The sequence below is a fragment of the Streptomyces xanthii genome (genome assembly GCF_014621695.1).
Taxonomy (GTDB): domain Bacteria; phylum Actinomycetota; class Actinomycetes; order Streptomycetales; family Streptomycetaceae; genus Streptomyces; species Streptomyces xanthii.
The window spans coordinates 2,911,030-2,923,857 of record NZ_CP061281.1 but is presented as its reverse complement, the minus strand read 5'-3'; the positions used below and the strand labels follow the sequence as shown (position 1 = coordinate 2,923,857).

Sequence of the window (12,828 nt, the reverse complement as noted above, 5' to 3'; positions counted from 1 at the left end):
GCCCCTTCCTCGTCGCCGCCTATACCACTTCCAGGTCTTCTGTACGAACAGAACCTGTAATTCGGCGCAAACTGCTGAAAGCAGACGGTCGTTGGGGTTACTGTCAGTTTCGTGTTCGCTGCAGAACGTCGTCAATTGATCCTCGAAATGGTGCGGGCCAACGGGGCGGTATCGCTCCGGGAGCTCGCCCGCGTCGTCCAGACCTCAGAAGTGACCGTACGGCGGGACGTGCGCGCACTGGAGGCAGAAGGACTCCTCGACCGCCGGCACGGCGGTGCGGTACTGCCGGGCGGATTCACGCGGGAATCCGGCTTTCCGCAGAAGTCTCATCTCGCGACCGCAGAGAAAACGGCCATCGCCGATCTCGCCGCGGGGCTCGTCGAAGAGGGCGAGGCCATCGTGGTGGGCGCGGGGACGACCACGCAGGAGCTGGCCCGCCGGCTCGCGCGCGTCCCCGGGCTGACCGTCGTCACCAACTCCCTGTTGGTGGCCCAGGCGTTGGCGCACGCCAACCGCGTGGAGGTCGTCATGACCGGTGGCACGCTGCGGGGTTCCAACTACGCGCTGGTGGGCAGCGGGGCCGAGCAGTCCCTCCAGGGACTCAGGGTGTCCCGGGCCTTCCTCAGCGGGAGCGGGCTCACCGCCGAGCGCGGCCTGTCCACGTCCAACATGCTGTCGGCGTCCGTCGACCGGGCGCTCGTGCAGGCCGCGGCGGAGGTCGTCGTCCTCGCCGATCACTCCAAGCTCGGCACCGACACGATGTTCCAGACGGTGCCCACGGATGTGATCACCCGGCTCGTCACCGACGAGCCGCCGGCTCATGACGAGCGGGCCGCTACGGAGTTGCAGGCGCTGGCGGATCAGGGCGTGCAGATCGCTGTCGCGGGGGACGGGGACGGGGCGGGGGCCTCCGGGGGTGACGCGGGCGGTAGTCCGGCCCGGGGGACTCGCCGGGACGTTCCTCCCCTCCCCGGTCCTCGGCGCGGCCAGCCTCGCCACGGTGGTCACCCCCTCCGCAGCGCGGCTCCCCTCGACCCCGGGCCGGAACGCGCGGCCCGAGTAGCCGACCTCCGCCGCCGCTGACCCCATCCTGGGGGTGCCTCGGTCTTGGGGGGCCTGTGTCTCGGGAACGCCGCTGACTACCGCGACGTCGTGGCTCCCCGCGCAGTTTGCCGCGCCCCTGGGCAAGCCGGCGGCTGTCCGGATACAGCCCCGCTCTCCTCTACGGGGCACGAGGGCCTGCTCCAACTCACCCTGCCTCAGCGCCTTTTCCCCCGGGGCGTCGTCCCTGCGCCCTGCATCGGGCAGCGCTCCAGCCTTGGCTACGTGTTCGGGTCCCCCCGACCTCACCCCTCTGGCCTGCAGCCCGCCCCCTCCGGGGCGTCGGCCCGGCGCCTTGCCTTGGGCAGTACTCCGCAGCCCTGGGCGCGTGTTGCGATTGCCTTGCCCCGGGCTGCTCTGCCCTGTGGCCCGCCCCTTTCTCCCACCCTCCCGCCCCCTCCGGGGGCGTCGGCCCGGCGCCTTGCCTTGGGCAGTAATCCAGCCCCGGCTGTGAGTTCGGGTCGCCTAGCCGTCAGGCAGCACTCCGGTTCTGGGCGCGTATCCGGTGGCCTCGGCCTAGCCTTGGGCAGTCTGCCGCCTGGGGCGATGGGGGTACCCCCTGCTCGAGCGAAGCCGAGAGCTTGGGGGAGGGTGGGCAAGGCGGCACCTGGCGCCGGGTGCGCGATTCATCGGGGCTCGGCTCAAGCGCCGCCGCCGTAGGGGCTGACGATCATCGCCGGGTGCCGCCCGGTGGGGCTTCTCGCGCAGTTCCCCGCGCCCCTGAAGGCGCACTCCGTGCGCCCCAGGGGCATCCTGGTCGCGCCCCGCGACGGAGTCGCTGATCGGGTAGAGCCCCGCGCCCCTGAAGACACGCTCCGCGCCCCTGAAGACACGCTCCGCGTGCCTCAGGGATCAGCTGGTCGTGCTGCGCGACGGAGTCGCTGATCGCGGAACAGCCCCACGCCCTCTGGAAGGCACACTTCGTGCGCCTCAAGGGCTGGCTGGTCGCGCCCCGCGACGGATTCGCCGACCGGGTACGGGCCCGCGCCTCCGGGGCCGTTGGGCGCCCCGCGACGGAGTCGCCGCCCGCGGCCAGCGCCGCGTTCCCCGGCGGATTCGCTGTCCTGGGACAGCCCCAGTCCACGCCGCCGGGCATGGTCGTCGGAGCCGGCACCGTGCCCCGCGACGGATTCGCTGCCCAGCCCCCGGCGGATGTGGATCGGGGGCTACGGGGCCGTGATGCCGCGGAGGGTTAGTCTCAGGAGGCGGTCGGCCAGGTGGGGGTCGGAGGGGGTTTCCTCCGCGGCCAGGGCGATCGCGTTGGTCAGTTGCAGCAGGTCCGTGATGGAGACGTCGCGGCGGACCGTCCCGGCGGCCTGGGCTCGGGAGAGGAGGGCCTGCCCCGCCTCCCGCATCGGGTTGCTGCACCGCGACAGCGCCGAACTGGCGTCCTGCGAGGCCGACATGAGGGCCCGGGACAGGCCCCGGTACTCACCGGCGTGCGTGATGATGTCCCGTAGCCAGGCCACGAGCGCCGCACACGGCTCGTCCGAGTCGAGCAGGGCCCGCGACCGGGCCAGCAGGTCGTTCACCGCCTCCTCGAAGACGGCACTGATCAGCGCGTACCGGTTCGGGAAGTGCCGGTACAGCGTGCCGATGCCGACCCCGGCCGCGCGGGCCACGTCCTCCAGGGACGCCCCCGTACCGTGCTCGGCGAACGCCTTGCGGGCCTGCACGAGCAGCCGCTCGTAGTTGCGCCGGGCGTCCGCGCGCATGGGGCGGACACGCTCGTGCTCGGTGCCGGTGCTCATCGGGCCTCCCAGGGCGTGCGGGGCATTTTCCAGGATGCCTGATCACTGCCGGAGGGATCGGGTCCGGATACGGGTGGTGGGCGCCTGCGGGCCGTGCGGCCCTCAGACGCCCACCGTGAAGCGGTCCCGGCTTGCGGGGTGTCAGTCCTTGATCTCGCAGATCGCGGCGCCGGAGGTGAGGGACGCGCCGATCTCCGCGGTCAGGCCCTTGATCGTGCCGGCCTTGTGCGCGTTGAGGGGCTGTTCCATCTTCATGGCCTCCAGGACGACGACGAGGTCGCCCTCCTTGATCTCCTGGCCCTCCTCGACGGCGACCTTGACGATGGTGCCCTGCATCGGGGAGGCGAGGGTGTCGCCGGAGGCGGCCGGCCCGGACTTCTTCGCGGCGCGGCGCTTGGGCTTGGCGCCCGCGGTCAGTCCGGTGCGGGCCAGGGACATGCCCATCCCGGCCGGCAGAGAGACCTCCAGGCGCTTGCCGCCGACCTCGACGACGACGGTCTCACGGCCGGCCTCGTCGTCCTCGCCCGCCTCGGCGGGCGCGGCGAACGCAGGAATGTCGTTGTCGAACTCGGTCTCGATCCACCGGGTGAACACCGTGAACGCCTCGTCGGAGCCGGTGAGTTCGGGCGCGAACGCGGGGTCGGTGACGACCTTGCGGTGGAAGGGGATCGCGGTGGCCATGCCCTCGACCTGGAACTCCTCCAGCGCGCGGGCGGCCCGCTGCAGGGCCTCCTTGCGGGTGCGGCCGGTCACGATCAGCTTCGCGAGCAGCGAGTCCCAGGCCGGGCCGATGACGGACCCGGACTCGACGCCCGCGTCCAGGCGGACACCGGGGCCCGAGGGCGCGTCGAACTTCGTGACGGTGCCCGGGGCGGGCAGGAAGCCCCGGCCCGGGTCCTCGCCGTTGATACGGAACTCGAAGGAGTGGCCGCGCAGCACGGGGTCGCCGTAGCCGAGTTCCTCGCCGTCGGCGATGCGGAACATCTCGCGGACCAGGTCGATGCCGGCGACCTCCTCGGTGACCGGGTGCTCGACCTGCAGACGCGTGTTGACCTCCAGGAAGGAGATCGTGCCGTCCGCGCCGACCAGGAACTCCACCGTTCCCGCACCGACGTAGCCGGCCTCCTTCAGGATCGCCTTCGACGCCGAGTACAGCTCCTCGACCTGGGCGTCGGTCAGGAACGGGGCGGGGGCCTCCTCCACCAGCTTCTGGTGGCGGCGCTGCAGCGAGCAGTCACGCGTGGAGACGACCACGACGTTGCCGTGCGAGTCGGCCAGGCACTGCGTCTCCACATGGCGGGGCTTGTCGAGGTAGCGCTCGACGAAGCACTCGCCGCGGCCGAACGCGGCGACGGCCTCACGCACCGCCGAGTCGTACAGCTCGGGGACCTCTTCCAGGGTGCGGGCCACCTTCAGACCGCGCCCGCCGCCACCGAACGCGGCCTTGATCGCGATCGGCAGACCGTGCTCCTCCGCGAACGCCACCACCTCGTCCGCCCCGGACACCGGGTCGGGGGTACCCGCGACGAGCGGGGCACCGGCACGCTGCGCGATGTGCCGGGCGGCGACCTTGTCACCCAGGTCCCGGATCGCGTGCGGCGGCGGACCGATCCAGATCAGCCCCGCGTCCAGCACGGCCTGGGCGAACTCGGCGTTCTCCGACAGGAACCCGTAACCGGGATGGATCGCGTCCGCCCCCGAGTCCTTGGCGGCCTGCAGCACCTTGGCCATGTCGAGATAACTGGTGGCCGGGGTGTCACCACCCAGCGCGAAGGCCTCGTCGGCCGCGCGGACGTGCAGAGCGTCCCGATCCGGATCGGCGTAGACAGCAACGCTCGCGATCCCGGCATCCCGGCACGCCCGGGCAACGCGGACAGCGATTTCGCCACGGTTGGCGATGAGCACCTTGCGCACGATGGCTCCCTCCTTGAAACAAGCCGAGTTTAGGGACTGCCGACACGGCACTTCGACCCGTCCCCAATGGTGACCTTGCCCACACGGAGCGTGACTCGAGGCGCGCTCGGCCCCCGAAATCCCTTGTCGTGCCTGGATGTGCGAGATCCCTGGGGACAACCCTAGCCCTGGCGTGTGGTCAAGGTCTCTGTGAGACGGCTCCCCGGCCCGTCGGCTTTCTTTGTGGAGTCCCTACGAATGGCCCAACGATTCTTTGCCTTGGGCAGAACCCTTGTCCCGAGGTTTACCCGTTAGTAGCGTTCGCGAGGCAGTGAACATACTCGGGGTAACAGTCGGCGGAAGTGGGTGGGACCGGTGGCGCGCAGGCCGGTGGCGTGGGTGGCCGCGATCGTTCTGATCGCGGAGGCGCTCGGGATCGTTTTCCTGAACTGGTTCCTGGGCCTGGTGGTCGACCGGCAGGACATGTCGCTCGCGGGCCTCGACCCGCGCGCCATGTCGATCGGCGCGTGGGTCGCGGGCGGTCTGTTCGGTCTCTACCTGGTGCTGTGCGCGCTCGTCCTCGTGCGGGCCGCCGTACGGGACCGGGCGCCGGGCGGCTTCGGGCGGATCCTGCTGATCAGCGCGGCCGTGGTGCACGGGCTGCTCGGCGCGTTCTCGATCGGCCTGGTGGGCTGGCTCGCCTTCGTCTTCATGATGGTCGTGCTCGCCCTGATCGTGCTGACCCTGGTCGCGTACGACCGTCACGAGAACGGCGCCGAGAGCGGCGCGGCGGACGGTCCCGCCGCACCTCCGGCTAGTTCGTCCCCGGAGCCCACAACTCCGTGATGCCGACGCCCAGTCGGGCGAGCAGGCGGCGCAGCAGCGGCAGCGAGAGCCCGATGACGTTGCCGTGGTCGCCGTCGATGCCGTCGATGAACGGCGCCGAGAACCCGTCGAGGGTGAAGGCGCCCGCCACGTGCAGCGGCTCGCCCGTGGCGACGTAGGCGGCGATCTCCGCGTCGCTCGGCTCGCCGAAGCGCACCACCGTGGACGCGGTGCCGGACGCGTACCGGCCGGAGACCGTGTCGTACACGCAGTGGCCGGTCTGGAGGGTGCCGGCGCGGCCGCGCATGGCCTTCCAGCGGGCCGTGGCCTCCTCGGCGTCGGCCGGCTTGCCGAGCGCCTCGCCGTCCAGGTCGAGCACCGAGTCGCAGCCGATCACGACGGCGCCGTGCGCCTCGGGCTTCGCGGCGACGACGGAGGCCTTGGCCTCGGCGAGGGCGAGGGCCAGCTCGGCCGGGGTCGGTGCGGTCACGGCGTCCTCGTCGACCCCGCTGACGATCACCTCGGGCGCGAAGCCGGATTGACGCAGCAGGCCCAGACGGGCGGGGGACTGTGAGGCCAGGATGAGGCGGCGCTGAGCGGTCATGCCGGTCAGGTTAGTGCCGTACGCGGCCGGGTCGCGCCCGTGCTCACAGCAGACCGAGCACGACCATCGCCACGACCATGGCAAGCGCGAGCACGAGGCCCGCGCGGCGCAGCATCTCCTGCGTCTCGCGCAGCTCCTCGGTGGGCTCGTCCTCGGGGTCTGACCACAGCACGCCACCGATACTGCTGGTCGCGCTTGCGGGGCGCCTGAGTACGCGTACTCAGCCGCCCCGGTACGGAAGGACTAATTCCCCCGGGGCCCGGCCGAGCTAGCCGGGCCAGTACGTGCGCGACCAGGTCGTCGGGCCCGGGGCCGGGAGGCGGTGCCGGGCGATCCGGCCCGGGTGGGCCCAGGCGTCCGGCTCCACCGCGGCGGCGGGGGCGTCGGAGACCGCGGCGGCGCGGGCGCGGACGACGGCGAGGGCGGCGGCGAGTTCTTCGGGGGTCGGGTTGCCCCGTACGACCTTGATCACCATGCTGCGGCTCCTGACACTGCGGATCGGTTAGAGGGGGATGTTGCCGTGCTTCTTCGGGGGCAGGGACTCCCGCTTGGTCCGCAGCTGCCGCAGCCCCTTCACCACGTGCGCCCGCGTGTCCGACGGCATGATCACCGCGTCCACATAACCCCGCTCCGCCGCCGTGTACGGATTCAGCAGCGTGTCCTCGTACTCCGTCATCAACCGCGCCCGCGTCGCCTCCACATCATCGGCCGCCGCGAGCGTCTTGCGGTGCAGGATGTTCACCGCGCCCTGCGCACCCATCACCGCGATCTGCGCCGTCGGCCACGCCAGATTCAGATCAGCACCCAGATGCTTGGACCCCATCACGTCGTACGCACCGCCGAACGCCTTCCGCGTGATCACCGTGATCAACGGCACCGTCGCCTCCGCGTACGCGTAGATCAGCTTCGCGCCCCGCCGGATGATCCCCGTGTGCTCCTGCTCCACCCCCGGCAAGAACCCCGGAACGTCCACGAACGTCAGCACCGGCACATTGAACGCGTCACACGTGCGCACGAACCGCGCCGCCTTCTCCGACGCGTCGATGTCCAGACACCCCGCGAACTGCATCGGCTGGTTCGCCACGATCCCCACCGGACGCCCCTCCACCCGCCCGAACCCCGTCAGGATGTTCGGCGCGAACAACGCCTGCGTCTCGAAGAACTCCGCATCGTCCAGCACATGCTCGATCACCGTGTGCATGTCGTACGGCTGATTCGCACTGTCCGGAATCAGCACATCCAGCTCACGGTCCTCCTCCGACACCGCCAGATCGGCCTCCTCCGGGAACGCCGGCGGCTCACTCAGATTGTTCGACGGCAGATACGACAGCAACGACTTCACATACTCGATCGCGTCCTTCTCGTCCCCCGCCATGTGATGCGCGACCCCCGAACGGCTGTTGTGCGCCCGCGCACCACCCAGCTCCTCGAAACCCACGTCCTCACCCGTCACCGTCTTGATGACATCGGGACCCGTGATGAACATGTGCGACGTCTGATCCACCATCACCGTGAAATCCGTGATCGCCGGCGAGTACACCGCACCACCCGCACACGGACCCACCACCAGACTGATCTGCGGAATCACACCCGACGCATGGGTGTTACGGCGGAAGATCTCCCCGTACATCCCCAGCGCCATCACGCCCTCCTGGATCCGCGCACCACCCGAGTCGTTGATCCCCACGACCGGACAGCCCGTCTTCAGCGCGAAGTCCATCACCTTCATGATCTTCTGCCCGAACACCTCACCCAGAGCGCCGCCGAACACCGTGAAGTCCTGCGAGAACACCGCCACCGGCCGGCCGTCCACCGTCCCGTACCCGGTCACCACACCATCGCCGTACGGCTTGTTCGCCTCCAGACCGAAATCCGTCGAACGATGCCGCGCGAACTCGTCCAGCTCCACGAACGAGTCCTCGTCCAGCAGCAGCGCGATCCGCTCACGCGCCGTCAACTTCCCCTTCGCGTGCTGCTTCTCCACCGCACGCGCCGAACCCGCGTGCGTCGCCTCGTCGATCCGCCGCCGCAGATCATCGAGCTTCCCGGCGGTGGTGTGGATGTCGATCTCGTTCATCGGGGCGCGGCTCCCTGCCTGGTTCGACGCTGCTCAAGGGGGACGGGGCTACTGACTCGTAGAGTAGTGGCGCGCCTACGGTTCGGCAGTGCGTCGTATGCCACACCTAGGCTGGGTTGCATGACGCCGCGAGATCGTTCAGACGTGCCCGCCAGCCCCTGGTCCGACCTGGACCGGCCGCCCCTCTCCGAGAGCGGTCTGCGCCGCTCGCTGCTCCGGCAGGACGGCCTCTGGTCGTCCCTCGACGTCGTGGCGAGCACCGGGTCCACCAACACCGATCTGGTGGCGCGCGCCGTCGCCGGAAGCGCGCAGGAAGGCGCGGTGCTCGTCGCCGAGGAGCAGAGCGCGGGGCGCGGACGGCTCGACCGGCGCTGGTCGGCGCCGCCGCGCTCGGGGCTGTTCTTCTCCGTCCTGGTGAAGCCCGGCGAGCACGAGGTGCCGGTGTCGCGCTGGGGCTGGCTGCCGCTGCTCACCGGGGTCGCGGTCGCCACCGCGCTGTCCTCGGCTGCCGGGGTCGACACGGCCCTGAAGTGGCCCAACGACGTCCTCGTCACCGTCGACGGCGAGGAGCGCAAGGCGGGCGGGATCCTGGCGGAGGCCTCCGGCGAGGGCGGGATCGTCATCGGGGTCGGGCTCAACGTGTCGCTGCGCGCGGAGGAGCTGCCCGTGCCGCAGGCGGGGTCGCTGGCGCTCGCCGGGGCGCAGGTCGTGGACCGGGAGCCCTTGCTGCGGGCCGTGCTCAGGTCCTTCGAGCGGTGGTACGTGGAGTGGTGCGCCGCGCAGGGGGATCCGGTGCTGTCGCGGCTGCAGGAGACGTACGCGGCGGGGTGCTCGACCGTGGGGCGGCGGGTGCGGGCCGTTCTTCCCGGGGACCGGGAGCTGGTGGGGGAGGCGGTGGCCGTCGACGGGGACGGGCGGTTGGTCGTCCGGGGGGCGGATGGTGAGCGGGTGCCGGTGGGTGCCGGGGACATCGTGCACCTGCGCCCGGCTTAGGCCTCGCGCCGCAACTTCGACGGTTCGTCCCCGGCCGCGGGCCGGTGGGGCTTCTCGCGCCCCGCGGCGGAGCCGCTGACAGGCACAGCCCCGCGCCCCTGAAATGCTGACCCTTCGGGTCGCATCTCCCCGATGCGCTAGCGCCCGATGAGATCGCGCACGAAGTGCGCATCTCAGGGGCGCGGGGAACTGCGCGACCAGCCACGACGGACCCGCACTCGCCCGACCAGAGCAAGAGGCACCCCCATAGGCGGGACCCGCACCGAGCGGAGTGACGTGGGGCACAAGGGCTGCCGTATCGTTGAGGCCGGTCGATACCTGACCGCGGCAGATCGGAAGGGCAGCAGGCGTGACCGTCGACGACTCGGGCTCCGGCACGGGCACCCCACCCGACCCCGAGAAGCCGGAAGGGGACGAGAAGGACACCGCGGATCCCCTCGCGCTGCGCCTCGAAGGGCTGATCCTCGGCGCCGAGCGCCGCTACACCCCGTTCCAGGCGGCCCGCAGCGCCGGCGTCTCCATGGAGCTGGCGTCGAGGTTCTGGCGCGCCATGGGCTTCGCCGACATCGGGCAGGCGAAGGCGCTGACCGAGGCGGACGTCCTGGCGCTGCGGCGGCTCGCCGGTCTCGTCGAGGCGGGCCTGCTCAGCGAGGCGATGGCCGTGCAGGTGGCGCGGTCCACCGGGCAGACGACGGCGCGGCTCGCCGAGTGGCAGATCGACTCGTTCCTGGAGGGTCTCACCGAGCCTCCGGAGCCCGGGATGACCCGCACCGAGGTCACGTATCCGCTGATAGAGCTGCTGCTGCCCGAGCTGGAGGAGTTCCTCGTCTACGTGTGGCGGCGGCAGCTGGCCGCGGCCACCGGGCGCGTCGTGCAGGCCGCCGACGACGAGGAGATGGTGGACCGGCGGCTCGCCGTCTGCTTCGCCGACCTCGTCGGGTTCACCCGGCTCACCCGGCGCATGGAGGAGGAGGAACTCGGCGAGCTCGTCGAGGCCTTCGAGACCACCGCCGCGGACCTGGTCGCCGCGAACGGCGGACGGCTCATCAAGACGCTCGGCGACGAGGTCCTGTACGCGGCGGACGACGCGGGCACGGCCGCGGAGATCGCGCTGCGGCTCATCGAGACGATGAGCAACGACGAGACGATGCCGGAGCTGCGCGTCGGCATGGCCTTCGGGACCGTGACCACGCGTATGGGCGACGTGTTCGGCACGACCGTGAACCTGGCGAGCCGGCTCACGTCGATAGCGCCGAAGGACGCCGTGCTCGTGGACGGCGCGTTCGCCGAGGAGCTGATCCGGGCCGGGGACACCCCGAGCTCGGAGGCGGAGGCCGCCGCGCAGGCGCAGAAGGCGGAGGAGACGGGCGAGGCGCCGCCCTCGTACCGGTTCGCGCTGCAGCCCATGTGGCAGCGGCCGGTCCGCGGGCTCGGAGTCGTGGAGCCCTGGACGCTGACCCGGCGCACCTGACATCTTGACGGTTAACTGGCGTTAACCGGAAGGGCGAGTCATGGGTGCAGAGCAGCGGTTCGGGGAGTTCGTGGTCGTACGGCGCCACGGCGAGGAGGGCGCCGGGGCCGCCGGGGCCGTCGCCGAGCTGGTGCTCGACCGGCCCAAGGCGATGAACGCGGTCTCCACCGACATGGCCCGCTCGATCGGTGCCGCGTGCGACGCGCTCGCGGCCGACCGGGACGTGCGCGTGGTCGTGGTGACGTCCAGTCACGAGCGGGCCTTCTGCGTCGGCGCGGACCTCAAGGAGCGCAACTCCTTCACGGACCTGGACCTCGTGCGGCAGCGGCCCGTGGCCCGCGCCGCGTACACGGGCGTGCTCGAACTGCCGATGCCGACGATCGCGGCCGTGCACGGCTTCGCGCTCGGCGGCGGCTTCGAGCTGGCCCTGTCCTGCGATCTGATCGTGGCCGACGCGACCGCCGTCGTCGGGCTGCCCGAGGTGTCGGTCGGCGTGATCCCGGGCGGCGGCGGCACGCAGCTGCTGCCGCGCCGCATCGGGGCCGCGCGCGCCGCCGAGCTCATCTTCTCCGCCCGGCGCGTGGAGGCGGCCGAGGCGGGCGAGCTCGGGCTCGTCGACCAGGTCGTGGCGGCGGGCCAGGACCGTACGGAGGCGCTGGCGCTGGCCGCGCGGATCGCCGCGAACTCGCCGGTCGGGCTGCGCGCCGCGAAGAAGGCGCTGCGCCTCGGCCACGGCCTGGACCTGCGGGCGGGCCTGGAGGTCGAGGACGCGGCCTGGCGCTCGGTGGCCTTCTCCGGCGACCGCGCGGAGGGCGTCGCGGCCTTCAACGAGAAGCGGCGCCCGCAGTGGCCGGGCGAGTGAGCCGCCCCGGGCCTCGGAGACGACCAAGATCACCGAGTCGGACGCGCTGAATTCACCGAAATGCCGGAAACATTCCTAGCCTGGTGGAATGGGAGAGGACGACCGGCTGCGCGCCGTGGTGACGCTTGCGCAGGGCATGGCCGCCGCACAGGCCCCGCGGGACTCCTGGCGGGCCGCGGCGCTGGGGGCCTGCCGTGCGCTGACCGGCAGTTTCGCCGCGCTCTCGGTGTGGGAGCGCGGACACGGCCGGCTCCGGGTGCTCGTCAACGTCGGGGACCTCGCGCCCGACGAGGAGGAGTTCCCCGAGCGGGAGACGTATCCCGTGCACCAGTTCCCGGAGATCACCGAGTTCCTGCACGAGCGGTGGGCCGGGGGCGGCGGGGCCAACGCCTGGGTGGAGACGGCCGCAGGGCCCGTCGAGCGCGGCGGCTACTGCCACCAGCGGGTGGCCGCGCTGCGCCGCCGCGGGCGCGGCTGCTGCGTCGTCGCGCCGATCGTGCTGCACGGGCGCGCCTGGGGCGAGCTGTACGTGGCGCGGCCGCAGGGGATGCCCGTGTTCGACCGGGGCGACGCCGAGTTCGCGACCGTGCTCGCCGCCGTCGTCGCGGCGGGCATCGCGCAGACCGAACGCCTGGAGGAGGCGCGGCGCCTCGCGTTCACGGACGCGCTGACGGGCCTCGCCAACCGGCGGGCCGTCGACATCCGCCTCGACGAGGCCGTCGAACGGCACCGCGCGGACGGGGCGGTGGTCAGTCTCGTCGTGTGCGACCTGAACGGGCTCAAGCGGGTCAACGACACCCTCGGCCACGCCGTCGGCGACCGGCTCCTCGAACGCTTCGGCTCCGTCCTGTCGTTGTGCGGCGCGATGCTGCCGGGGACACTCGCGGCGCGGCTCGGCGGCGACGAGTTCTGCCTGCTCGCGGTGGGGCCCGCCGCGGACGAGGTGGTCCGGGTCGGCGGCGAGGTCTGCGCCCGCGCGGCCGAACTCGACCTGGGCGACGGGGTGGCCTGCGGGATCGCCTCGACCGGTGATCCGATCGGCGAGGTCTCCAGTGCCCGGCGGCTGTTCCGGCTCGCGGACGCCGCCCAGTACCGGGCGAAGGCGCTGCGCTCGGCGAAGCCCGTCGTCGCCGGGCGGGACGGCGGTCTGGACGACCCGGTCGTCCGGCTCGCGGACGCGCCGCCGCCGGCCACGGGCGAGCGGGAGCGGCGCCGCATCAGGGGCCTGGAGCCGTAGCGGCGGTCGACCGG

The 12,828-nt window shown here is 71.9% G+C and carries 12 protein-coding genes; 6 read left to right on the top strand and 6 right to left on the bottom strand.

Annotated elements, in window-relative coordinates; all coding sequences use genetic code 11:
- The first annotated feature begins 111 nt into the window (after window positions 1-111).
- Complete coding sequence (locus tag IAG42_RS13095) at window positions 112-1,083, top strand: DeoR/GlpR family DNA-binding transcription regulator (RefSeq protein ID WP_188337198.1); 972 nt, start codon at window positions 112-114, stop codon at window positions 1,081-1,083.
- Between the two features lie 1,184 nt (window positions 1,084-2,267).
- Here IAG42_RS13095 and IAG42_RS13090 read toward each other — a convergent pair.
- Both IAG42_RS13090 and IAG42_RS13085 read right to left on the bottom strand, forming a co-directional pair.
- A complete protein-coding gene (locus IAG42_RS13090) occupies window positions 2,268-2,852 on the bottom strand; it encodes a TetR/AcrR family transcriptional regulator (protein ID WP_223205968.1) in 585 nt (194 codons plus the stop codon).
- A 141-nt stretch (window positions 2,853-2,993) separates the two neighbouring features.
- Window positions 2,994-4,766 carry an acetyl/propionyl/methylcrotonyl-CoA carboxylase subunit alpha gene (locus IAG42_RS13085; RefSeq protein WP_188337197.1) on the bottom strand — a complete coding sequence of 591 codons (1,773 nt, stop codon included), beginning with the start codon at window positions 4,764-4,766 and terminating at the stop codon, window positions 2,994-2,996.
- A gap of 369 nt (window positions 4,767-5,135) precedes the next feature.
- Between IAG42_RS13085 and IAG42_RS13080 the strand changes: the two genes are divergently transcribed.
- Window positions 5,136-5,591: a hypothetical protein gene (locus tag IAG42_RS13080; protein WP_223206393.1), complete on the top strand. Its 456-nt coding sequence runs from the start codon at window positions 5,136-5,138 to the stop codon at window positions 5,589-5,591.
- Here IAG42_RS13080 and IAG42_RS13075 read toward each other — a convergent pair.
- From IAG42_RS13075 to IAG42_RS13065, 4 genes are all read right to left on the bottom strand, one after another.
- A complete protein-coding gene (locus tag IAG42_RS13075) occupies window positions 5,560-6,174 on the bottom strand; it encodes a nucleoside triphosphate pyrophosphatase (protein WP_188337195.1) in 615 nt (204 codons plus the stop codon). The two genes, IAG42_RS13080 and IAG42_RS13075, sit on opposite strands and share 32 nt — an antisense overlap.
- A 43-nt stretch (window positions 6,175-6,217) precedes the next feature.
- Window positions 6,218-6,346, bottom strand: a complete 129-nt coding sequence (mmpB, locus tag IAG42_RS38335; RefSeq protein ID WP_262928311.1) for a morphogenic membrane protein MmpB — start codon at window positions 6,344-6,346, stop codon at window positions 6,218-6,220.
- 96 nt (window positions 6,347-6,442) lie between these two features.
- Window positions 6,443-6,649, bottom strand: a complete 207-nt coding sequence (locus IAG42_RS13070; protein WP_188337194.1) for an acyl-CoA carboxylase epsilon subunit — start codon at window positions 6,647-6,649, stop codon at window positions 6,443-6,445.
- Window positions 6,650-6,676: 27 nt separating this feature from the next.
- Entirely contained in the window at window positions 6,677-8,251 is a 1,575-nt protein-coding gene (locus IAG42_RS13065) for an acyl-CoA carboxylase subunit beta (RefSeq protein ID WP_188337193.1), read from the bottom strand.
- Between the two features lie 120 nt (window positions 8,252-8,371).
- On the opposite strand from IAG42_RS13065, the gene IAG42_RS13060 reads away from it, so the two are divergent.
- The 4 genes from IAG42_RS13060 to IAG42_RS13045 all read left to right on the top strand — a co-directional run bounded on the left by IAG42_RS13060 (window position 8,372) and on the right by IAG42_RS13045 (window position 12,814).
- Window positions 8,372-9,244, top strand: coding sequence for a biotin--[acetyl-CoA-carboxylase] ligase (locus IAG42_RS13060; RefSeq protein ID WP_188337192.1), 873 nt, complete (start codon window positions 8,372-8,374; stop codon window positions 9,242-9,244).
- A gap of 349 nt (window positions 9,245-9,593) precedes the next feature.
- Window positions 9,594-10,715, top strand: coding sequence for an adenylate/guanylate cyclase domain-containing protein (locus IAG42_RS13055; protein WP_188337191.1), 1,122 nt, complete (start codon window positions 9,594-9,596; stop codon window positions 10,713-10,715).
- 40 nt (window positions 10,716-10,755) lie between these two features.
- Window positions 10,756-11,577: an enoyl-CoA hydratase/isomerase family protein gene (locus IAG42_RS13050; protein ID WP_188337190.1), complete on the top strand. Its 822-nt coding sequence runs from the start codon at window positions 10,756-10,758 to the stop codon at window positions 11,575-11,577.
- Between the two features lie 88 nt (window positions 11,578-11,665).
- Window positions 11,666-12,814, top strand: coding sequence for a GGDEF domain-containing protein (locus tag IAG42_RS13045; RefSeq protein ID WP_188337189.1), 1,149 nt, complete (start codon window positions 11,666-11,668; stop codon window positions 12,812-12,814).
- Window positions 12,815-12,828: the final 14 nt, after the last annotated feature.